General features: G+C 47.0%; 19 protein-coding genes and 1 pseudogene. 19 read left to right on the top strand and 1 reads right to left on the bottom strand.

What is annotated here, in order from left to right; genetic code table 11:
• Positions 1-79 precede the first annotated feature (79 nt).
• The 16 genes from hrcA (at position 80) to deoC (ending at position 16,608) form a co-directional block, all read left to right on the top strand.
• Positions 80-1,108, top strand: a complete 1,029-nt coding sequence (gene hrcA / locus BLT91_RS01640; RefSeq protein ID WP_090815922.1) for a heat-inducible transcriptional repressor HrcA — start codon at positions 80-82, stop codon at positions 1,106-1,108.
• Positions 1,105-2,646 carry a TCP-1/cpn60 chaperonin family protein gene (locus BLT91_RS01645; protein WP_090817183.1) on the top strand — a complete coding sequence of 514 codons (1,542 nt, stop codon included), beginning with the start codon at positions 1,105-1,107 and terminating at the stop codon, positions 2,644-2,646. The genes hrcA and BLT91_RS01645 overlap by 4 nt, the downstream gene beginning before the upstream one ends.
• A 60-nt stretch (positions 2,647-2,706) precedes the next feature.
• Positions 2,707-3,285: a nucleotide exchange factor GrpE gene (grpE, locus tag BLT91_RS01650; protein ID WP_090815924.1), complete on the top strand. Its 579-nt coding sequence runs from the start codon at positions 2,707-2,709 to the stop codon at positions 3,283-3,285.
• Positions 3,286-3,353: 68 nt separating this feature from the next.
• Positions 3,354-5,192 carry a molecular chaperone DnaK gene (gene dnaK, locus BLT91_RS01655; RefSeq protein WP_090815927.1) on the top strand — a complete coding sequence of 613 codons (1,839 nt, stop codon included), beginning with the start codon at positions 3,354-3,356 and terminating at the stop codon, positions 5,190-5,192.
• 138 nt (positions 5,193-5,330) lie between these two features.
• Positions 5,331-6,446, top strand: a complete 1,116-nt coding sequence (gene dnaJ, locus BLT91_RS01660; protein WP_090815930.1) for a molecular chaperone DnaJ — start codon at positions 5,331-5,333, stop codon at positions 6,444-6,446.
• 217 nt (positions 6,447-6,663) lie between these two features.
• Complete coding sequence (locus BLT91_RS01665; RefSeq protein WP_368086756.1) at positions 6,664-8,385, top strand: alkaline phosphatase; 1,722 nt, start codon at positions 6,664-6,666, stop codon at positions 8,383-8,385.
• Positions 8,386-8,469: 84 nt separating this feature from the next.
• Entirely contained in the window at positions 8,470-9,147 is a 678-nt protein-coding gene (locus tag BLT91_RS01670; RefSeq protein WP_090815931.1) for an ABC transporter ATP-binding protein, read from the top strand.
• A complete protein-coding gene (locus BLT91_RS01675; RefSeq protein WP_090815933.1) occupies positions 9,144-10,352 on the top strand; it encodes an ABC transporter permease in 1,209 nt (402 codons plus the stop codon). The genes BLT91_RS01670 and BLT91_RS01675 overlap by 4 nt, the downstream gene beginning before the upstream one ends.
• 12 nt (positions 10,353-10,364) lie before the next feature.
• Positions 10,365-11,144, top strand: a complete 780-nt coding sequence (locus tag BLT91_RS01680) for a hypothetical protein (protein ID WP_090815935.1) — start codon at positions 10,365-10,367, stop codon at positions 11,142-11,144.
• Positions 11,145-11,228: 84 nt separating this feature from the next.
• Positions 11,229-11,381, top strand: coding sequence for a YfhD family protein (locus tag BLT91_RS01685; RefSeq protein WP_368086757.1), 153 nt, complete (start codon positions 11,229-11,231; stop codon positions 11,379-11,381).
• A complete protein-coding gene (locus BLT91_RS01690; protein ID WP_090815939.1) occupies positions 11,381-11,752 on the top strand; it encodes a hypothetical protein in 372 nt (123 codons plus the stop codon). Before BLT91_RS01685 ends, BLT91_RS01690 begins: the two co-directional genes overlap by 1 nt.
• 165 nt (positions 11,753-11,917) lie before the next feature.
• Entirely contained in the window at positions 11,918-12,892 is a 975-nt protein-coding gene (prmA, locus tag BLT91_RS01695) for a 50S ribosomal protein L11 methyltransferase (RefSeq protein WP_090815941.1), read from the top strand.
• 10 nt (positions 12,893-12,902) lie between these two features.
• A complete protein-coding gene (locus BLT91_RS01700) occupies positions 12,903-13,574 on the top strand; it encodes a site-2 protease family protein (RefSeq protein ID WP_090815944.1) in 672 nt (223 codons plus the stop codon).
• 105 nt (positions 13,575-13,679) lie between these two features.
• On the top strand, positions 13,680-14,447 hold the full coding sequence (locus tag BLT91_RS01705) for a 16S rRNA (uracil(1498)-N(3))-methyltransferase (protein ID WP_090815946.1): 768 nt from the start codon (positions 13,680-13,682) through the stop codon (positions 14,445-14,447).
• Between the two features lie 5 nt (positions 14,448-14,452).
• Entirely contained in the window at positions 14,453-15,793 is a 1,341-nt protein-coding gene (gene mtaB, locus BLT91_RS01710; protein ID WP_090815948.1) for a tRNA (N(6)-L-threonylcarbamoyladenosine(37)-C(2))-methylthiotransferase MtaB, read from the top strand.
• A gap of 131 nt (positions 15,794-15,924) precedes the next feature.
• A complete protein-coding gene (deoC, locus tag BLT91_RS01715) occupies positions 15,925-16,608 on the top strand; it encodes a deoxyribose-phosphate aldolase (protein WP_090815950.1) in 684 nt (227 codons plus the stop codon).
• Here deoC and BLT91_RS01720 read toward each other — a convergent pair.
• Entirely contained in the window at positions 16,571-17,572 is a 1,002-nt protein-coding gene (locus BLT91_RS01720) for a Na/Pi cotransporter family protein (protein ID WP_090815952.1), read from the bottom strand. The two genes, deoC and BLT91_RS01720, sit on opposite strands and share 38 nt — an antisense overlap.
• A gap of 124 nt (positions 17,573-17,696) precedes the next feature.
• Here BLT91_RS01720 and BLT91_RS01725 point away from each other — a divergent pair, with 124 nt between their 5' ends.
• The 3 genes and pseudogenes from BLT91_RS01725 to addB all read left to right on the top strand — a co-directional run bounded on the left by BLT91_RS01725 (position 17,697) and on the right by addB (position 23,524).
• Positions 17,697-19,067 carry a class I SAM-dependent rRNA methyltransferase gene (locus BLT91_RS01725; RefSeq protein ID WP_090817189.1) on the top strand — a complete coding sequence of 457 codons (1,371 nt, stop codon included), beginning with the start codon at positions 17,697-17,699 and terminating at the stop codon, positions 19,065-19,067.
• Positions 19,068-19,459: 392 nt separating this feature from the next.
• Positions 19,460-19,804, top strand: a pseudogene (locus BLT91_RS01730) (citrate/2-methylcitrate synthase); the annotation flags it as partial.
• A gap of 192 nt (positions 19,805-19,996) precedes the next feature.
• Positions 19,997-23,524 (top strand): helicase-exonuclease AddAB subunit AddB, encoded by a 3,528-nt coding sequence (addB, locus tag BLT91_RS01735; protein WP_090815956.1) that lies wholly within the window; start codon positions 19,997-19,999, stop codon positions 23,522-23,524.
• Positions 23,525-23,527: the final 3 nt, after the last annotated feature.

The raw sequence follows: 23,527 nt of genomic DNA on the forward strand, positions 1-23,527 counted from the left end.
TGTATTAGGATTTAGCACTCACTAAATACGAGTGCTAACGAAAGTGAAAATAGTGATTTGTGAAGAGGAGGGGTACGCTATGTTGACAGAACGGCAGCGCATGATTTTAAGTGCGATCATTGATGATTATGTTCGTTCAGCAGAGCCGATTGGTTCGCGAAGTATTTCGAAACGGGGCAATGTTGGGTTTAGTCCGGCAACGATCCGTAACGAAATGTCCGATCTCGAAGAGATGGGTTATCTGGAGCAGCCCCATACGTCCGCAGGCCGTATACCCTCGCACAAAGGTTATCGCTATTATGTTGATCACTTGCTCCAGCATGGTACCTTGCATAATAACGATTTGGATTCGATGAAGGGTGCTTTTGCCGAACGTATTCAAGAGATGGAAGGTGTGATCCAGCATGTTGCGGGGATGCTCTCCAGTCTCACGAATTATACATCGATCGTGCTTGGACCTGAGGTTTTCAGCACAACGTTGAAACACTTGCAGATCATACCGCTCACAGAAACAACAGCCGTCGCGATCATCGTTATGAATACAGGGCATGTGGAGAACAAAACCGTTTCCATTCCTGAAGGCATACCGATGTCTGAAATTGAAAAGGTCGTCAACATTCTGAATGCAAGGCTGAAGAATGTGCCGCTGATTCAGTTTAAATCTAGGCTTTATAACGAAATCTCGAACGAGTTAAGCAAATATGTGAATGGCTATCAAGAGCTTCTTTCGGTTGTGGAAAGCGTGCTTCAAAGCAATGAGAAGGATCGCGTATTTCTAAGCGGTATGACGAATATGTTGACCCAACCAGAGTTCAAAGACGTTGAGAAGGTTAAGAGCATTTTTGACCTATTGGAAGAAGCACCAACCCTCATTAAATTGTTTACACCGTCAAATGAAGGCATTGAGATCAAAATTGGTGCTGAAAATAGTATTGAAGCTATCAATAATTGCAGCTTAATAACGGCCTCGTATTCGATCGGCGGCAAGCCCCTTGGTACGATTGGGATTTTGGGGCCTACGCGTATGGAGTACGGCAGGGTCATTAATTTAATGGAACATTTGTCTAAACACCTAGAAGTCGTACTTGGACGATGGTATGGCAAATGAGCGGGATCAAGCCAGTGCATAGCGAGGGCGAGGAGCGCTACTCTACGCTTGTCAATAATGCTGCAGCCGTAAGAGCGATTTGTTCTGCGGTTGAGGGGACGCTTGGTCCTAAGGGACTCGACACCATGCTTGTAGGCGGGCAGGGTGACGTTATTATCACGAATGATGGTGTGACGATTTTGGAAAAAATGGACGTCACCCATCCCGCGGCGAGGTTGATGATTCAGGTCGCACGCAGCCAACAGCGGCAAATCGGCGACGGGACAACGACAGCGACAGTACTCGCTGGAGCGCTAGTGCAAGAAGGCGTTGCGCAGGTGACGCGCGGCGTACCAGTCGCGAAAGTCGTCAGCGGCATGCTGCAAGGCATCGAGCTGGCGGTAACAAGCTTGGGACGCCGAAGCCGCGCGATTGTGGGATTAGGAGATAGCGCGCTGAAGCGCATTGCTATCACTGCAGGTAGGGAGCAGGCGGACATCGCTAAGCTCATTGTTCAAGCTGCCGAAGCGGTCGGCGAGGCGAAGCTGCGCGAAGACGGCTATCGCTTCGCGGACAGTGTGATCGCCCATGAAGAGGCGAGCAGTGAAGTGTGGACCGGCATTCTGCTGAACCAGAAGCCGATGAACCTGCATCTTGAGCAGGAACTGCGAGATGCCCGAATCCTCGTGCTGCATGATGCACTGGAACCTGAGGCGGTCAGCGAGGAATCGCTGGTTACCGAGGCAGGCTTCCAGCGATACATGCAGCTGCGGGAGCAGTTCCGCAGCAGCCTCGGCTTGCTGCTGGAGCTTGGTGTCGGTCTGATCGCATCAGACCGAGGGGTTGACCCTGAGGCGGAGCAATTCTGCTCCGACCATGGCATTCTCGTGCTGCAGCGGCTCTCCCGCAGGGACCTGCAGCTGCTAAGCGAGCACACCGGCGCTAGGCCGGTGCGGCGCACGGCGCTGCGCAAGAGCGCGCCGGAGCTCGGCGCCGCGCTCGGGCACGCGGGTTATGCCGCGTACGACGAGCGGCTTGAGCGTGTTCGCGTGGCGGGCGGTCACGGCGAACAGCATGTGACCGTGATCGTTGGCGCGGCAACGCGTGAAGCGGCGCACGAGCGCTCGCGCATTGCGAAGGACGCCGCTTCAGCCGTTCAAGCCGCCGTGCGCGGCGGATACTTGCCCGGAGGCGGCGCCGTTGAGATGGCGGTTGCCCATGATCTCGAGCGTGTGCGCGAGACGATGAAGGGCATGGAAGGCTTCGGTGTAGCCGCAGTTGCGGGTGCACTGCGTAAGCCGCTGGCCCAGATTGTCGTCAACGCGGGTTACAATCCGCTCGAGAAGGTCGAAGAGCTGAAAGCCGCGCAGATTGCGCTGGAAACCGATAGCCTCGGCATTGATTGCGATACAGGGCAAGTGACTGACTTCGTCCAAGCAGGCATTGTCGATCCAGCTGATGTGAAAATTCACGCGCTGCAGGCGGCTGGAGAAGTTGCTGCTGCTGTACTGCGTATTCATACGGTTATCAAGATGAAGCAGCCTTTTGAAGAGGTCTAAAGCTGGGTAAACTAACGTTAGAGAGATCATGTTGTATTATGTTTAGGAGGTGAAGGACAATTGAGTACTGGAGATAACAAAACAGCCGAGCAAGACGTGAACACTACATACGCAGCCGAAAGCGAGCAGGCCGCTGAACAGCAAGAAGAAGTGGCTCAGCAAGCGGAAGTTTCCGAGGAAGCGAAAGAGCTTAGCGAATTGGAAACGGCGCGTATGCAAGCAGAAGAAAACTATCAGCGTTTATTACGCGTTCAAGCGGACTTCGACAACTTCCGCCGCCGCGCTAGAGCGGAGAAGGAAGATTTCGCGAAATACGCTTCGCTTAAATTGATTGAGCAGCTTTTACCGATAGTAGATAACTTCGATCGCGCGCTGTCATCAAGCAAAGAGACGAAGGATTTCGAAGCATTGGTGAAAGGCTTGGATATGACGTACCGCGGAATGGATCAACTGCTAACAGCAGAAGGGCTTAAACCGATCGAATCCGTTGGTCAGCCATTTAATCCAGAATTCCATCAAGCGGTTATGCAGGTTGAATCCGAAGAACACGAAGAAGGTATCGTGGTAGAAGAACTGCAAAAAGGGTATATTCTCAAGGATAAAGTCATCCGACCAGCAATGGTTAAAGTTAGCGTGTAAGGAATCTTATCATTCTAAAATTCAAATAAACTAATATGTTCCATAGGAGCAAAAGGAGGCAGCTTTACATGAGTAAAGTAATTGGTATTGACTTAGGTACAACAAATTCTTGCGTTGCCGTAATGGAAGGCGGAGAAGCCGTCGTTATTCCTAACCCGGAAGGTAATCGTACAACCCCTTCTGTCGTTGGTTTCAAGAAAGATGGCGAGCGCGTTGTTGGTGAAACAGCAAAGCGTCAAGCGATTACGAACCCAGATAAAACGATTAGCTCCATCAAGCGTCATATTGGTACAAACCACAAAGAGCACATCGATGGCAAAGATTATACGCCACAAGAAATTTCTGCTATTATCCTACAAAAGCTGAAAGCTGACGCAGAAGCTTACCTAGGGCAAACAGTCACACAAGCAGTTATTACAGTTCCTGCTTATTTCAATGACAGCCAACGTCAAGCTACGAAAGATGCTGGTAAAATCGCTGGTCTTGAAGTTTTGCGAATTGTCAATGAGCCAACAGCTGCAGCCCTTGCTTATGGTTTGGAAAAAACAGAAGATCAAACGATTCTTGTATATGACCTTGGTGGCGGTACATTTGACGTATCCATCCTTGAATTAGGCGATGGTTTCTTTGAAGTTAAAGCGACAAGCGGGGACAACAAGCTTGGCGGCGATGACTTTGACCAAGTGATTATCGATTACCTCGTAGCTGAATTCAAAAAAGAACAAGGCATTGACCTGAGCAAAGATAAAGCAGCGGTACAACGTTTGAAAGATGCAGCTGAAAAAGCGAAAAAAGAGCTTTCCGGCGTTCTGACAACAACTGTTTCCCTGCCATTTATCACGGTAGCTGATGGCGTTCCTCAGCATTTAGAGTTAAACTTGACGCGTGCGAAGTTCGAAGAGCTTACTGCTCATCTTGTTGAAAGAACGCTTGGACCAACTCGTCAAGCACTTCAGGATTCCGGTTTATCCACTAGCCAAATCGATAAAGTTGTTCTTGTCGGTGGATCCACACGTATTCCTGCCGTTGTTGATGCGATCAAAAAATTGACTGGTAAAGAGCCTCATAAAGGCGTTAACCCGGATGAAGTTGTTGCACTCGGCGCGGCTGTTCAAGCAGGCGTACTGACAGGTGAAGTGAAAGACGTTGTTCTTCTTGACGTAACACCTCTTTCCCTTGGTATCGAAACAGCAGGCGGCGTGTTCACAAAAATGATCGACCGCAATACAACAATTCCTACAACGAAATCACAAGTGTACTCCACTTATGCAGATAACCAAACTAGCGTAGAGATTCACGTGCTTCAAGGGGAGCGCTCCATGGCTAGCGGTAACAAAACACTAGGTCGTTTCATGCTTGGTGATATTCCTCCGGCTCCTCGTGGCGTTCCGCAAATCGAAGTTAGCTTTGACATCGATGCGAATGGTATCGTTAACGTGTCTGCACTTGACAAAGGGACTGGAAAAAGCCAAAAAATCACTATCACTTCTTCCAGCGGTTTAAGCGATGCAGAAGTTGAACAAATGGTGAAGGATGCGGAAGCTCATGCCGAGGAAGACCGTATTCGTAAAGAGCTTGTAGAAGCTCGCAACGAAGCGGACCAGCTTGTATATTCCGTTGACAAAACAATCAAAGATCTTGGTGACAAAGTAGACCAAGGCGAGATCGATAAAGCGAATGCTGCGAAAGAGAAAGTAACTGCTGCTCTAGCAGGCAACGAACTCGAAGCGATTAAAAAAGCAACAGAAGAGTTAACAGAAGTCATCCAACAACTGTCTGTGAAGCTGTATGAGCAAGCTGCTCAAGCACAAGGTGCTGAAGGCGCTGCTGGTGCTGGCGAAGCCCCTAAAGGCAGAGAAAATGTTGTAGACGCGGACTATGAAGTTGTTGACGAACAAAAAAAATAAACATATCCTATAGAGATGAAGTTTAAAAAGCCGACTTTTTAAACACATATTTAAATAAAAACGTATGAGTCAAAGCCAATTGGAGTTTCTCCGTGTCTTTGACTTTCCGTTTGTAGTCTTGAACATGGGAGTGGAACAATGAGTAAACGTGATTATTATGAGGTGCTTGGGCTAGGCAAAGATGCTTCGCAAGAAGATATCAAGAAGGCTTATCGTAAATTGGCGCGTCAGTATCACCCTGACGTGAACAAAGCCGCTGATGCAGAAGATAAATTCAAAGAAGCGAAAGACGCTTATGATGTTTTGAGCGATGATCAGAAAAAAGCCCAATATGACCGTTTTGGTCACGTTGATCCTAATCAGGGTATGGGCGGCCAAGACTTCAGCGGCGGCTTTGGCGATATTTTTGATATGTTCTTCGGCGGTGGCGGCGGTGGAAACAGGCGAAACCCGAATGCTCCGCAGCGCGGGAACGATTTGCAGTATACGATGACCATTGAGTTCAAGGAAGCGATTTTCGGGAAAGAAACCGATATTCATATTCCTCGAACTGAGAATTGTGATACGTGCAGCGGCAGCGGCGCTAAGCCAGGTACGAAACCGGAAACTTGCGGAACGTGTCATGGCAGCGGACAGCAGGAAGTTGTGCAGAACACAGCGTTTGGACGTATTGTCAACCGTCGTGTCTGTTCCACATGTAATGGTCAAGGAAAAATCATCAAAGAAAAATGCGGAACGTGTCATGGCGCTGGCAAAGTCAAAAAGCAGCGTACCATTCACATCAAGATTCCAGCTGGAGTTGATGATGGAGCACAACTTCGTGTATCTGGCGAAGGAGAAGGCGGAACTCGCGGAGGCCCAGCAGGCGATCTCTATGTGGTAATTCGTGTGAAGACACATGAATTCTTCGAACGTGAAGGCAATGATGTCTACTGCGAAGTGCCTTTAACATTCATGCAGGCAGCTCTAGGTGATGAGATCGAGATCCCTACGCTGACAGAGAAGGTTAAACTCAAAATTCCGGCTGGTACTCAGACTGATACCTATTTCCGTTTAAAAGGTAAAGGGGTTCCTCACCTCCGCGGCTTCGGCCAAGGGGACCAACACGTGAAAGTTATCGTGATGACGCCAACGAATCTAAGCGAAGAGCAAAAGGATTTGCTCCGCCAATTTGGTAAACAAAGCGGGGAGCATACGCACGAGCAGAACCAATCCATTTTCGAACGTATGAAAAGAGCCTTCTTAGGCGATTAAGGTATAGTTAATTGAAAACGACACCCCATAGGAAGCGATTCACAGATGATAGTCTGCGAATTGCTTCCTATGGGTGTTTTTACTTATAAGAGAAATGTTGACATCGCCTTAACATAAACAGGAATATTTTACACGGAGTAAATTTTTTATGTACCCCCTCTTAATCTTTGAGCCGTATGCTAGTAAAGGTGAAATACTAATTTTGGAGGGAATACAATTGAAAAAAAGCTTAAAACAAATCATGGGTTCCGGTTTGGCAGTTTCATTATTGGCTTTTAGTTTAGCCGGAGTGGCATCGGCTGCTGAAACAACAGCTTCTACTCCAGCGGCGCCATCCAAAAACTTGATTGTCCTTATTGGCGATGGCATGGGCCCTGCTGAAGTAACAGCAGCGCGTTATTTCTCCAAAAAGTTTCTAAATAAAGACCGTCTTGAACTTGATGGCGGCTACTATGTTGGTAAAGCAACAACATACTCCCAAGCAGGTCCTTACACATCTGAATCCGGAGCAGTGACAGACTCAGCGGCAGCGGGGACAGCATTCTCTACAGGAAATAAAACGTATAACAACGCAATCAGCGTATCGAACGGTGACGTTGCGAAGCCATTCGGTTCAGTTGTAGAAGCAGCTATTAAACAAGGTAAAGCAACTGGTCTAGTAACAACAGATAGTATTGTTGGGGCAACACCGGCTGTGTGGGCTTCCCACGTTCGTCAACGCGGCAATCAAAATGCCATTGCTTCCCAATATCTAAGTAGCGGCGTGAACGTATTCTTTGGTGGTGGTAAAACAAACTTCATTACGAAGGATGAGAAAGGTAAGCGAACGGACAAAAACATCATTCCTGATTTTGAAGCGAAAGGCTATAAAACAGCTTATGATAAGGCTGGGTTAGATGCAATTCCGGCAACTGCCGGTAATGCTCTCGGACTTTTTGCTCATAACGAAATTCCTTATGTGCTTGATCGTGATTATAAAACACCTAACTTACCACAAATGACGCAAAAAGCACTCGATATTTTATCCCAAAATAAAAATGGTTTCGTCCTGATGGTAGAAGGCGGTCGTATCGACCACGCTGGACATGCGAATGACCTTCCAGCAAACATTCAGGAGACGCTGGAATTGGATGCCACGTTCAAAACATTAGTGGATTTCGCGAAAAAAGACGGCAATACATCCGTTGTTGTAACGGCAGACCATGAAACAGGCGGTTTGTCACTCGCTAGAGACAACGTGTATGAATTGAATGTGGATCTGTTTAACAAAGAAAAACGTTCCTACGAAGTTTTAGACGGTATTTTGAAAAATGCGCAAACGGCTGACGATATTCGCAAAATCGTAACTGACAACATTGGTTTCACCGATTTATCTGATGAAGAAGTTCAATTGATCCTCAAAGGTGACGGGTCATCTTATGGTCGTGCTGGCGGTTACAACGCAGTCGTTTCCAAACGTCTTGCTGTAGGTTGGACGGGACATGGTCACACAGGCGTTGATGTAGGTGTATGGGCTTACGGACCAATTGCTGAACTTGTAAAAGGCGATATTGATAACACGGATATTGCTAAAAGCGGTGCAAAAGTTATTGGTGCTGATCTAACAGCAGCTACGAAAGATCTGCAGGATAAATATTTATACCCACTTTTCAAAGTTACTCGTGATAGTAAAACATTATTTACAGCGAGATCTTTGGCTGAATCCTTGGATATCAAAGTAACTTGGGATGAAGTTTCCAGAACGGTTACACTGATTAAAGACAGCCAAAAATTAACTGTTCTCGTTGAAACAGGCGCAATTACTGAGAATGGCGCAGCAAGCACTCTGGTTGGAAATGTTGATAACGGCAAACTGTATCTGCCGCTGGAAGCATTCAAAAAATTGACAGGAAAAAGCTTGACGTGGGATTCCCTCAATGAGCGTATTGTGAAAAACTAGTTTTGAGGAAAAAAGATTGGACAGGGGGCACATTCCTCTTGTCCTCTTTTCCTATTTAAGGTCATCTGAATAAGGAGTGTTACCATGATTGATTTGCGGGGAATTTCTAAGTCTTTTACGATACAAGGCAAAAGCTTGCCTATTTTAGAAGTTGCCGAATGGCAGGTTCAGAAAGGTGAGAGATTAGCGCTTATTGGTCCAAGCGGAAGCGGAAAGAGTACTTTACTGCACCTGCTTAGCGGTGTGATGACACCGGATCATGGGGAAATATGGGTGGATGGTCAGGCTTTACATCAATTATCAGAAAGTAAACGAGACCGTTATAGAGCGGATAATGTAGGTTATATTTTTCAGGATTTTCATTTAATTTCATCTCTGACGGCTAAACAAAATGTGGAATTGATTGTTCCACGAGAATGGACGAAAAAGGAAGCCGCTGAGCAGTTAGACTATTGGTTTGATCGAGTCGGATTGAAGGATCGTCAGCACCATCTGCCCTCACAATTATCTCGCGGGCAGCAGCAGCGGGCGGCGATTGTCCGAGCATTAATCGCAAAGCCACAGCTCATATTAGCCGATGAGCCGACAGGAAGCTTGGATTGGGAGACAGCGGGGGATATTATGTCGCTGCTGCTTGAGATCTGTGGAGATGAGCAATTAACTTTGCTAACAGTTACACATGATCTGCATCTAGCAGATAAGTTCCCCAAACGAGTGCATATTCAGGATTTGAATGACTTATATAGGAGAGAAGCAGTATGAAACTAGTCTCATTGCTTTGGAGCAATATTTTGCATCGTAAAACGCTTTCTCTCCTTACCATTTTCTCTGTTGCTATAACTGTAGCTCTTGTTGTATTTCTATTGCTTTGCAGTCAGGGTGTGGAGCAGGGTGCCGAGAAAGGATATGGCCCCTTTGAAGTGACGATCGGTGCGAAGGGGAGTGCTACTCAACTTGCGCTGAATACGTACTATCATATTGGGGCACCTACAGGCAATATCCCTTACACATTATTGGATGATGTGCGAAAGGATGAACTTGTAGACACGGCTTATGCCATGACAACGGGAGATAATTATAATGGCTTTCCGATTGTAGGGATGGAACCCGGGTATTTCGTTACTCGCTATGGTGCAGATAAACAGATGGCCAATGGAAAATTATACGATAAGCTGGGTGATACAGTCGTCGGTTCACATGTGGCAAGCACGTTGGGGCTTCATGTTGGAGACAAATTTCAAGGGGCTCATGGATTGGTCAAAGGTACTGATGACGATGGAGATGGAGCGGAGGAACATGATCACCATCATAGTTTCACCTACACGGTTGTAGGTATTTTACCGCCTCTGATGACTTCAGATGATCGAGCTGTATTTACAACACTTGATTATGCATGGGCTGTTCACGAGAGTCAGCAAGGGGATCATAAGGAAGTTACAACGATTTTGGTCAAACCAAAGTCACTGTTGGGTGCTCAGTCGATTAAAACGAAGTACGGACAAATAAGCAATGTTCAGGCGATCTATACAAGTAAAGCGGTAGCAGATGTCGTGAATGTTGTAGATAAAGGAACGCAGGCACTAAGTGTTGTTACGGTTATTTGCATATTGCTAGCTGCTGGTTCAATTCTGCTATCCCTGATTGCGGCTGTGAATGAGCGCAAAAAAGATGTCGGTCTTCTACGTCTAATTGGGAAATCCAAACGTTTCATCTGGGTATCTCTGATTGGAGAAGGGGTTCTCCTGACTTTTATTGGGCTATTAGCCGGATTATTGATTGGTCATGTCGGTGGCTTTATAAGCCGTGAAGCCGTGTTTGAATATTCAGGACTGCAAATTCAATCTTGGAATCTAATGCCGGGTGAATGGCTTCTCGTTGTCGGAACCTTGCTAATTGGTGTAATGGCATCTGTAGGACCAGCTTTGCAAGCGTATCGCGTTGACCCACTGCAATTATTTAGGTCTTGAGGTGAATATATCATGAAAAAAAAACAATCTATTGTGTGGATGAGCATGTTAGCAATACTAGTTATTGCTGCAGGATGCGGTCAGAAGAATACAGAAAAGGCCGGCCAATCATTCGGTAGTGCAGTGATATCGGTTGATTCATCTGTGCTCCCTTCTCCGAGTGCTGCTGTATCTCCTTCAGAGCAACATCTGAGTCCATCTGCTAGCCTTGATGCTCAATCTCCACCCTCATCTCCGACACCATCGGCCCTGGCAGAGACAGTTAAGCCAGAAGTTGTTCCTGATAAGCAAATGACAGCGGGTGAGACGCCTAAGGCTTCTGTACAACCTAAAATCGTGACAAGTCCTTCTTCTACCGAAACAAACGAAGCGAAGACTGGCAAATCTGCAGCAAGCACTACGATTGAACCAAAGCAACCGACTTTGTCGAATGAGATTAATTGGACACAGTTTTTTGACGATGACAAGCAGGATAAACCTTCAAGTAAATTTTGGGATATGAGTGGGAAAACCGTACAAATTAAAGGTTTTATGGGCGAAGTACTTTCCTTTGATAAACATTGGTTTCTGTTAATACCTAAACCTGGAGCGGAATGTCCATTTGATAATGGGGATGAGACCTACTGGAATAAGATCATGATCGTCTTTGTTCCAGATAATGTGAAACTGCGTTACACATCGGGCCCACTTCTCCTTACAGGTAAACTCGATGTAGGGGTAAAGCTTGATGAATCGGGTTATAAAACAATGTTTCGTTTATACGATGCTTCGTTTGAGAAAATCAAGGAATAGTCATAGGTTTACTGAAGCATAAAATAAACTCATTTTGGCACAATAAAAACTGGGAAGTTATACGACAGTTTTTAGGAGGTACAAATGATGAGTCAGAAAAAGAATCAACAAGAGCAGCGTCAATTACCTGTGGTAAAAAACGAGGATGTAGAATTTGCGGCAGAAATCGCAGACGAGAATGATTTCGAAGCAGCTGAGAGAGCGCAAGCGGCGGATTACAGACAGGAAGAACAGTAATGGCGGAGAAAGGTATTCTGGCTTATTTTCATTCTCCGGAGCAAGCCGAGGGAGCAGCTTCCAAGCTAAAGGCGCTGCGTGCTATTGATGTGCAGGTTGATCGGTTCGGCCGATATGCGGGCAGTGGATTGCAATCAGTGATGAATCCCTATGCGGGGGATTTCGGCAGCTTGGGTAAGTTAACCCAGGCCGCGGATGTGTCGACGCCGGATGAAGGGATCCTGATTGCAGCTGACCCAGCGGCAAGCGGTTTAAGTGATGGTGGCGGTGGCGGTGTAACAGGAGTCGACATTGTACTGGCTGCTGTCATCGACGAAGCTGTATATGAGCAGGCGGTCCGTGTTATACAAAGTGCCGGCGGCTCCATGTAAGTTAAAACAAAGCATCTGTTTATACAGGCTAAGGCCTGTATAAACAGATGCTTTTTGTTTGTGCCATTTTACCCAAGAAGCGAAGTGTAGTACAATGATCAATGTGAAAATAGCCCATTAGGGCCCGTTTAGCGAAGGTGAAAACCGACAGGAGGAGCAATACCGATGCTTTGGCAAGAATTAACTGTACATACGACAGAAGAAGCAATAGAAATGATTACGAATTTTGTTCATGAACTGGGCGCCGGGGGCGTTTCCATTGAAGAATCAGGAACATTAAACAAAGAACGGGACACCTCGTTTGGTCAATTGTACGAAACGCCGTTTAACGATATCCCGGAAGGAAGAGCTGTAATTAAAGGTTACTTCTATCATGGTACAGATATGGAGCCAATTATGGCCGATCTGAAGGCGTCGGTTGAGCAGCTAAGCGAGTTCGATATAGATACAGGAAACCCTATATTCGAATTGAAAGAAGTAGACGATGAGGATTGGGCGCATGCCTGGAAGCAGTATTTTAAACCAATTCGAGTGTCCGATCGCTTAACGATTAAGCCGACATGGGAAGAATACACGGCTTCGCCGGATGAATTGATCTTGGAGCTTGATCCGGGAATGGCGTTTGGTACAGGTACGCATGCTACAACATCTCTTTGTTTGAAAACGCTGGAGAAGGTGCTGCAGCCTGGGGATGATGTTATTGATGTAGGAACCGGTTCCGGCATTCTGTCCATTGCTGCTGCAAAGCTTGGTGCGAAGCATGTGCTAGCAGTCGATTTGGATCCTGTAGCCGTAACGAGTGCCCTAGATAATACAAAACAGAACCAACTCGAAGATAAGATTACCGTTAAACTTAGTGATTTACTCGGTGTATTGAAAGAAAGTGAAACGGAAGGCGCTGCGCAGCTTGGTGTGACAATTCCTGTACAGTTGGTTGTTGCGAATATTTTGGCCGAAGTCATTGTTCTTTTCGTAAATGACGTTTATGAAGTCTTACAGCATGGCGGATATTACGTAACTTCGGGGATTATTACAAGTAAAGAAGCAGATGTTGAAAAAGCACTAATTGCAGCTAAATTCACGATCGTAGAGAAAAACTATGACTCGAATTGGGTTGTGATTGTAGCTAGAAAGTTGTAGGTGTCCAAACATGGGAGGATTATTGTTTTATGACTGGAGTACATTGCCGTTTGTTATTCTAGTCCTCGTTCTTTCTTTTACGATTCATGAATTTGCGCATGCGTATAGTGCTTATAAATTAGGAGATTCTACGGCTTATCAGTTCGGAAGAGTTTCCTTAAACCCAATGGTCCATCTGGATCTTTTCGGTACGATCATGCTGTTGATTGCTGGTTTTGGTTGGGCGAAGCCAGTACCTGTGAATCGCGGAAATTTCAAAAGTCCTCGTTTGATGGGGATTATCGTAACTGCGGCGGGACCGTTAAGTAACTTGATTCTTGCCTTTATAAGTTTATTTGTATTTGCCTTATTCCAGAAATACGGTTGGTTAGAAGGGATGTCGAAAGGGAGCGCTAGCGCAGTCCTCATCTTTTTGAAGTTAATGATAACTACGAATCTAACCTTGTTCCTGTTCAACTTAATTCCGATCCCGCCGCTTGATGGTTATCGAATTATTCAAGATTTAGTGGATTTAAGATACACGGAATCGTTGCAAAAGTTTGAACAATGGGCATCGGTTGTTTTCCTGCTTGTTGTGTTCGTTAAACCACTGCGTCAAGTAACGTTAGATCCTTATTTAAGCTTGGGCAACGACATCATACGCCTATTTTCAACGCCGATAGCTTGGATATTAGGAATGTAAATACCAAGATCATCCCCTTGTAGATTTTCTATTTCAAAAAAGGTATGATGGGGAGTGGAAGTTTCACCAAACATCGAAATGAACGAAGATAGAGAGGCTTTGACCATGCAGCGTTATTTTCTCCCGCCTGAGCAGTTTCACGAAGCTACACATACAGTTACCATAGAGGGAGACGACGCGCACCATCTTATACGAGTCATGCGAGCAGACATTGGAGACAAGATTATTTGCAGCAACGGTGTAGACCGTGAAGTGCTCGTTCGCATTTCTGAACTGGATAAAGGGCATGTGACCGCGGAAATTGTGAAAGAACTGCCTATGAATGCTGAATCGGCTGTTCAGGTGTGGATTGCGCAGAGCTTGCCCAAAGGCGACAAGATGGAAACCGTTATTCAGAAAGGGACCGAGATCGGGGCAGCCCGGTTTCTTCCTTTTTTATCCGAACGAACGATTGTGCAGTACGATTCAAAGAAAGAAGCCAAACGGACTGAACGTTGGCAAAAGATCGCCAAGGAAGCGGCGGAACAAGCTCACCGGAATCGTGTGCCGCAAGTTGAATCCGTTTATTCCTGGAAGCAGCTGCTGCAGCGTGCGAAGGAAGCGGATGTTGCTTGGATTTGTTATGAGAAGGAAGATGGTCAGCAATTGAAGCCGGCGATTCAGGAAGCGCAAGCCGCAGGTAAGCTGGGACAAGGGAAACAAGTGTTGATTGCTGTTGGCCCTGAAGGTGGTTTTACGGAGCAGGAAATTACGCAGGCTGAAGAGGCGGGATTTCGTTCTGTATCGCTGGGTGCACGAATTTTACGCACGGAAACTGCTGCAATGGTAGGACTTACGTGTATTTTCTATGAAACCGGAGAGATGGGAGGATAAGCGTTATGGCAACGGTAGCGTTTCATACATTAGGTTGTAAAGTAAATTTCTATGACACAGAGGCCATTTGGCAGCTATTCAAAAATGAGGGTTACGAGCAGGTCGATTTCGAGCAGACAGCAGATGTTTATGTCGTGAATACATGTACGGTTACGAACACAGGAGATAAGAAGAGCCGTCAAATGATTCGCAGGGCGATTCGTCGTAATCCGGAAGCCATTGTTGCTGTAACGGGCTGTTACGCACAGACATCACCAGCGGAAATTATGGCTATTCCAGGTGTGGATATGGTGATCGGGACACAGGATCGGGAAAAAATTATTCCTCTTGTGAAACAATTTGAACAGGATCGTCAGCCGATTAATGCCGTGCGCAACATCATGAAAACACGTCAGTTCGAGGAACTGGACGTGCCTGATTTCGCCGATCGGACTAGGGCGTTTCTCAAAATTCAAGAAGGCTGCAATAACTTCTGCACATTTTGTATTATTCCTTGGTCACGCGGTCTGATGCGCAGCCGTGAGCCGCAAAGCGTGATTGCGCAAGCGGAGCAGCTTGTGGCTGCCGGTTATCAGGAAATCGTCCTAACGGGTATTCATACAGGCGGTTATGGTGAAGATATTGAGGATTACAGCTTGGCGAAGCTGCTATGGGATCTGGATAAAGTCGAAGGTTTGAAACGGATTCGTATCTCCTCGATCGAAGCCAGCCAAATTACAGATGAAGTCATTGAAGTTCTTAGATCCTCGGATAAAATGTGCCGTCATTTGCATATCCCATTGCAAGCGGGTAACGATCAAGTGCTAGCTCGTATGCGTAGAAAATATACAACGGCTGAATTTGCTCGCAAAATCGAGCGTCTTCATGAAATTATGCCGGATGTCGCGATTACGACTGACGTCATTGTTGGTTTCCCAGGTGAAACAGAGGAAATGTTCCGTGACGGCTACAAGTTTATGGAACAAATGAAGTTCTCTGAGATGCACGTATTTCCTTATTCCAAACGGACAGGCACACCTGCTGCGCGGATGGAAGATCAAGTTGATGAGGAAATCAAAAATGCCCGCGTTCATGAGCTGATTGATCTTTCCGAGAAAATGCAGCTAGCTTATGCGCAAAAATTTGTAGGTGAAGTCCTTGAAGTCATTCCGGAACGTGCCTACAAAGGCGCTCCTGACAGCGGATTGTACATGGGTTACTCAGATAACTATGTGCAGCTTGTTTTCCAAGGCTCCGAAGACATGATCGGCCAAGTGTGCCGCGTTAACGTAACAGAAGCTGGCGTAAATGAAAGCAAGGGACAGTTGGTACGTGCTTTAGAAACAGCTAATGTCGTAAATTTGTAGAAACTTTCTTTCGGCGATAAACTTACCTCTAAGCGTGGTCGCTCATCCGTGAATGACTACGATAGAGGTTTTTCATTGCAGGGTTACAAAAATTAAGGCTTATAAAATAAAATAATGATGAGGTGCATCAAATGAGTACATTGAGCGCGAAAGAAATTGCCAAATATATTGATCATACGTTATTAAAAGCTGATGCGAGCACGGCTGCGATCCACAAATTGTGTAAAGAAGCGGCTCAGCATCACTTTTTTAGTGTTTGCGTGAATTCGCAATTTGTTGGAACAGCCAGCAAAGCATTGGAAGGTACAGACGTAAAAGTTGCCGCGGTTGTAGGTTTCCCGCTCGGCGCAAGCTTGAGCGAGGTGAAAGCATTTGAAGCGGCTAAAGCTGTCGAACAGGGTGCGGCTGAAATTGACACGGTGCTGCCGATCGGTTTATTGCTAGAAGGGCAATATGACGCTGTTCGCTCTGACATCAAACAAGTTGTTGATGCTGTAAAAGGGAAAGCCATCGTTAAAGTGATAATGGAAACAGGCTTTTTGAATGATGAGCAAAAAGCCGCAGCTTGCCGACTTTCGGAAGAAGCTGGAGCTCACTTTGTGAAAACATCAACTGGCTTTGGGCCTGGTGGGGCTACAGTGGAAGATGTTCGCTTAATGCGTCAAAACGTATCCGATACGATTGGTGTAAAAGCATCAGGCGGTGTTAGAGACTTGCAAACCGCTTTGGCGATGATTGAAGCAGGGGCGACAAGATTAGGCACCAGCTCAGGCGTTGCTATTGTGAACGGAACTCAAGACGCTTCCACGTATTAAGATAACAAAGCGGCAAGGCCAGTACCGAGCAGACGACATTGAATATCGTCTGGGAACGGGCAATCTGCTCAGATGCATTGTTGGCGAAAAAGGCTGAAAGGCTGACGAGCTGATGGATGAAGGGGTAAAATAGAATCGCACCTCCGATATTGAGGAGGATATGCGACCAGGCGACGTATCGACCGGCGCGGGAACTGCTCATGCCGGCGATAAGGGCAGTTACACAGGTGCCAACATTGGCACCAATTGTAATCGCTACGCCTAGCTCGACGGGAATGCCCTGTATGGCTGCGAGGCCCATGGCCATCGCGATGACGGCTGCGCTGCTGTGTACAAGAGCGGTCACCGCAGCGCCTGCGATGATACCCCACAGCAGGCTCTGCTGCGCCTCCTGGACAAACCAGGCGAAGAGACCGCGGGACTGCAGCGCCGGCCCGATGGTTTGCATGATCTCGATGCCGAGCAGCACGAGAGAGAAGCCGCTGGCCGCGAGCGAGCCGTAGCGGACGCTGCGCAGCCAGCTGCGGCCGCCTGGCTGAGGGTCTAGAACGAGGCCTTGCGCCACTGATGACGGCAAAGGCCCGGCAAGCCAGCTCGCCAGCCAAACGCTGGCGCTAGCGAGCAGGATCGGCACGCCGATGCCTCCAAGGCTGAGCCCGATCAGCTCGGTGGTCAGGCACGTGCCGATGTTTGTGCCGAGAATGACGCCGAGTGTTCTCGGAAAGGTCAGTACGCCGGCGCCTACAAGGCCGATGGCAATCACGGTAATAGCGGTGCTGCTCTGGAGCGCCGCCGTTAGTACAGTGCCGGTGGCGAGACCGCGAACCGGCGTACGGGTAAACCGTTCCAGCCACAGCTGGAGGCGGGGGCCAGCCCACGTTTGAAGCGCTGTTTCCATAAGCTTCATACCAAATAGAAATAAAGCTAAGCCTGTCAACACAGGCAGGACGATGGCATTTATCATTGCTGCGGATCTCCTTCGCGAGCTTGCTACTCATTTTCAACCAATATATGTGACCGTACAGACAAGCATGACAAGCAAGCTGATGAGGGTGAACGGTTTCACACAAAGGACGGCTAGGATCATAATGGCAGCAGTATTTTTACATAAAAAACGTAAAGCTCGTTTGGAGCAAGGACACCCATGGGTATACAAAAGTGAAATTGAGCGTGTTGATGGAGCAATAGAACCAGGACAGCTTGTACCTGTTCAAACGCATCTAGGCCAATACTTGGCAACGGGTTATTATAACGAAGCTTCCCAGATAACGGTTCGAATCGTATCGTATAAACCTCTTGAAACGATGACAACTGAATTTTTCGTTGAGCGGTTTACACGCTGTTTACAGCATCGCAGCCGCTTTGTAAAAGGGGCGCAATCATATCGTTTGGTTTACGGTGAAGCTGACTTTTTACCTGGGCTCATTGTAGATAAGTTCGAGGATACGCTCGTTGTTCAGATACTCACAATGGGGATGGATCGCTGCAGAGAGCAAATTGTAGCTGCATTGGTTCAGGTCGTAAAACCGACTGGCATATTTGAACGCAGTGACGTGTCGGTTCGTGAGCTGGAAGGTTTGAAACAGACCAAAGGCTTACTTTACGGAAAGTGTCCAAAGCATGTCGATATTCTTGAAAATGGCCTGCGCATTCGAGTTGATATTGAGGAAGGTCAGAAAACCGGCTACTTCTTCGACCAAAGAGAGAATCGCGCTGCCATCGCTCCCCTGATGACAGGATGGGGCCATCGAAGCGGTATTGAACTTAAAGTGGTTGAAGAAGATGGCGGGAGTCAGAAACTTCCTGTCAATGCGAACGGTAAAGTCGTTACGTTTCCACACTGGGACGGCGCTTCCGTTCTGGAGTGTTTCTCACATACAGGGAGCTTCACACTCAATGCTTGTAAATTCGGCGCGAAAAAAGTAACCTGTCTGGATATCTCGGAGCATGCCATTGAAAGCGCTAGAACGAATGTTGCTTTGAATGGTTTTGAAGAACGCGTTGAGTTTGTGGTCGCGGATGCTTTCGAATATTTACGTACACAGGTTAAAGGCTTGGACGAGCGAAAAATTCGAGCACACGCTGGCAGTGGTCAAGCAAAAGTGGATACTTCGAAGCCGGTTTCCGCAGGCGGACGGACTTGGGATGTCGTTATTCTTGATCCTCCTGCTTTCGCTAAAACCAAAAGCGCCGTTGAAGGCGCCTGCCGCGGCTATAAGGATATCAACTTGCACGGCATGAAACTTGTGAATGAAGGCGGGTATCTCGTAACAGCGAGTTGTTCGTATCATATGCACCCTGAGTTGTTTCTAGAGACCATTCACGCAGCGGCAACTGATGCAGGTAAGCTTCTGCGTTTGGTCGAGTTCCGAGGAGCTGGCATGGACCACCCTCGCATCCTCGGTGTAGACGAGGGCCATTATTTGAAATTCGCGATTTTTGAAGTACGGAGTAAGTAGAAGGTTGGACAGATATGAGTTTGAGAAGCGAGGCTATTGAGCCTTGCTTTTTTTTCTGAGTTATGAATTGAGTAGAGTAAGTAAAAGAACGACATCTCTAATATGTGAAATATGCTCTAGATTAGCGGAACAGGAGTACGTCAATTGGCGAAATGAAGACTATCCAGAGGCAGTAACTACAAAATAGAGGATCCACGTTCCTCTTAAATCTCGAATTTGAGTGTTTTTCGCCCAAATAGTGGATCCACGTTCCTTCCAATGTCTGCCGCCAATATCGATATTCAGTGGTGAAGAAGCGAAAGTGTCCTAGCGAAACCGAACTGTCATTTACAGATGTAACTTTTTAGCGCAATAGGGGAATTCTCCTTTAGATAAGTGTATTTTTCAGCCACATTTACAAAACAAGCGACCCAAGAGCTGAAGCGCTTAGACAAATTATGAAGGAATTAGCATCGGAAGATTCGTGGTTTGAACTGGCTATTCACGTTGAAAAGGTGGCAGTCGACTTGTTATCTTCCTATAAACCTGGCAGGAAATTGTATGTGAATGTGGAGTTTTATGCCGCTGCAGTTATGCGAGCGATATCTGTACCGTCATCCTTATTTTCGCCAAACTTTACACCTAGTCGAATGGTTGGCTGGACAGCTCATTTACTGGAACAAGCAAGCTGTAACCGGATTTTCCGGCCACAATCTGTGTATATGGGTGAAATGCCAACAGCGCTCCACCTTCCATAAAATTAAAGATATCAAATAATAGCTGTATTCTCGGTCATGAAAATGAGCAGGATACAGCTATTTTTTTGCAAGTTGAAGCCCATCATCTGCCACACCTCTTTTCTACCAAAAGTATGATAGAATAGGAGAGATATAATCAAAGAATATGCTTACGAAGCAAGCTTTCCAAGGAAAGCTCTAAGGAGGCCCTGTATGTCCATTCGATTCGTGATCGGCAGAGCCGGAAGCGGTAAAAGTGAACGTTGTTTAAGAGAGATAAAGCATCATTTGGCGGCAGAGCCAGAAGGTCATCCGCTTATTTTATTAGTACCGGAACAAGCTACGTTTCAGGCGGAGCATGCGCTTGTCTCTGATCCTTGCATTCGTGGTATGATCCGAGCGCAGGTGCTAAGCTTTCATCGTTTGGCATGGCGTGTCATGCAAGAGGAAGGCGGCACTGCGAGGCTGCCCATAGATGATACAGGAAAAAAATTGCTTCTTACGAGCATTTTACATAAACATAAAGAAAAGCTTCGCTTATTCGGGCATTCGGCTGAGCAAATGGGGTTTGTAGACCGGTTGAATCAGCTTTTTACGGAAATGAAGCGGTATTGTGTATCGGCAAAGCAGTTGGAAGAGCATGAGAATAAACGTGTTGCTGCGCTTGGAGAGAGTGGTTTGCTGCGTGATAAAATGCACGACATTCAGTTGATCTATCGCCAATTTGAATCGGAGCTATCCCGTCAGTACTTGGACGGAGAGGATTATTTGACGCTGCTAGCGGAGCAAATTCCATATTCCGCTTATTTGCGTTCAGCATCGGTTTGGATCGACGGTTTTCATGGCTTTACGCCGCAAGAGTTTGCGGTACTAGGAGCACTATTCTCCGTTTGTAAACAGGTGACGGTTACGCTTTGTCTCGACCGGGAGCTGCAGGCTGGGGATACGCCGGATGAACTGGATTTGTTTCACCCTACTGCGACGACGATGGTACGGATGCAAGAACTCGTTTGGCAGCTTGGCCTCGGTGCAGCGGAAGTTCATCTTTTGGCGCCGGAAAACTCACCGCGCTTTGAAGATAGCCCGGCTCTTGGCTATTTGGAACGGAATTTTGACCGGCGTATTGGCGGAGGTGCTCAGCGATACAAGCCTGCGCCCAACGAACGATTACATGATCAGCTAGTCATTGCGGAGGCTGTCCATCGACGTGCCGAGGTAGAGGGTGCCGTACGGGATATGCTGCATCTTGTTCGCGAGCAAGGAGTACGGTGGCGTGAAATTGCGGTCATGGTGCGAAACATGGAAGGCTATCAGGATTTATTAAAAGCGGTGTTGACTGATTACGAAATTCCTCATTTTTTTGACCAAAAACGGACGGTTCTTCATCACCCGCTTGTTGAATTTATTCGTTCAGCTTTGGAAGTTGTGCAGCACAATTGGCATTATGATGCCGTTTTTCGTTGTGTCAAAACAGATTTGCTGATTCCATCCGAAGAAGCGTCCCAGCGGACAGAGCTTGATAAATTAGAAAACTACGTATTAGCGTTCGGCATTCAAGGGTATAGATGGACGGACGGCAAGCCATGGACCTTTAAATTCCGAGCCAATTTGGAGCAAGCCGACGAGAGTGTGCAGGAGCAAACGGCTGAACTGGAATCCTTAAATACAAGCAAAGAGTGGGTCGTGAGGCCGCTCCTCGCCTTTTCCAAACGCCTTCAGCAAGCTCACTTCGTTAAAGATCAAGTTGAAGCTCTATATGAGCTTCTAGTTACGGTACAGGCTCCTGAGAAATTAGAGGCATGGAGTCAGCAAGCGATCTGTGAAGGAAAGCCAGAAAAAGCCCGCGAACATGGTCAAATGTGGAACAGTGTCATGGATATGCTGGATCAATTGGTAGAGACGATGGGGGAAGATGACCTGACGCTGGAGCTTTTTAACGGACTTATTGAGACCGGTATGGAAAGCATGAAGTTAGGCTTAGTGCCACCTTCAATGGATCAATTATTGATTGGGAGCATAGATCGGACACGTTCCAGTGGAATTCGATATGCTTACATTTTGGGTGTCAACGATGGGGTAATCCCTGCTCAAATGGCTGAAAAAGGGGTCCTGACGGAAGCGGAACGGACTGTTCTGACAGAATCTGGCTTGCCGATGGCTGATGGGAGCCTCCGTAAGCTGCTGGACGAGCAGTTTATTGTGTATACGTCGTTAACGGTGCCAGGTAAAAGGCTGTGGATGAGCTATCCACTCGCAGATGAAGAAGGGAAATCCCTCCTGCCATCGGAACTTATCAAGCAGATGCGCCAGCTTTTTCCGGGGACTGAAGCCCCGCTTTTGCTTGCAGAACCATCTAACGAAACGCCGGAAGGCGAGCAGGCGGAGTATATTGCGCATCCCAACCAGGCCATCTCCTATTTAGCTGTACGCATGAAGCACTGGATGCTGGGCGGAAGAATGGCGGACCTATGGTGGGAAACGTACAATTGGTATGTCGATAAGCCGGAATGGCGAATGAAGCTTCAATCCCTCGCTCAGGCGCTGCAATATACGAACAAAGAAAAGGGACTCAGCTTAACAACAAGTAAGCTTCTCTATGGTCAAAATCTGCGAGCGAGTGTTTCAAGGATGGAGAAGTATGTGGCATGTCCATTCTCCCACTTTGTTTCTCATGGCTTAAGACTGCAAGAAAGACGTGTTTACCGATTGGATGCACCGGATATCGGGCAATTGTTCCACGCCGCTTTGAACCAGTTTGTCCAAAAACTCCAGCAGGATCAGCTTGACTGGGGCTCTCTTACGGCGGAGCAATGCATGGAGCGTTCCGCTCAAGTAGTGGACGAGCTCGCACCAAGGCTCCAAGGAGAAATATTACTCAGTTCAAGCAGGTATGCGTACATTGCAAGAAAATTGAAGCAGGTCGTGGGAAGAGCTGCTGTTGTGCTCGGTGAACATGCGAAGCATGGGCAATTTGAGCCGCTTGGGCTGGAAATTGATTTTGGACCGGGAAAAGAATTGCCGTCTTTGACCTTTGAGTTAGAGAATGGCTGCACCATGGAAATTATCGGTCGAATCGACCGGGTGGATCGAGCGGATGGCGAGCAAGGTGTGCTTTTGCGCGTTATTGATTACAAATCTAGTCAAACCTCCTTACAGTTGTCTGAGGTGTATTACGGTCTTTCTCTGCAGATGCTGACGTATTTGGACGTCATTATTACGCATGCCGAGCAATGGCTGGGTATTGCGGCGAAACCGGCAGGCGTCCTCTATTTCCATGTACATAACCCAATGCTGCAGCAAAAAAATGCGCTTGATCCCGCCGCAGTAGAAAAAGAGCTGCGTAAACGTTTTAAAATGAAAGGTTTAATCACTGCTGATGCAGGTGTGGCTGGTTTGATGGACGATGAGCTGGTTAAAAGTGCGGGTCACTCTCAGCTTATTCCTGTTGCTTTGAAGAAGGACGGAAGTTTCTACTCAAGCTCTTCCGTAGCAACGGATGAACAATGGGATACCCTCCGTAAATATGTGCGGAAACAGGTTAAACAGATAGGAACCAGCATTACCGATGGCCATGTCGATATTGCCCCGTACCGTCTAGGTAAAAAAACAGCTTGTTTGCACTGCTCATATAAATCTATTTGTCAATTTGATCCCTTGTTTGAAGGCAATGAAGTTCAAGTCTTAAAACAACGGGGAAAAGATCAGCTCTGGTCCGAATTGGAGCAAAAGGTGAGCCGATGATTA

This window comes from Paenibacillus sp. yr247 (assembly GCF_900103825.1).
Taxonomy (GTDB): domain Bacteria; phylum Bacillota; class Bacilli; order Paenibacillales; family NBRC-103111; genus Paenibacillus_E.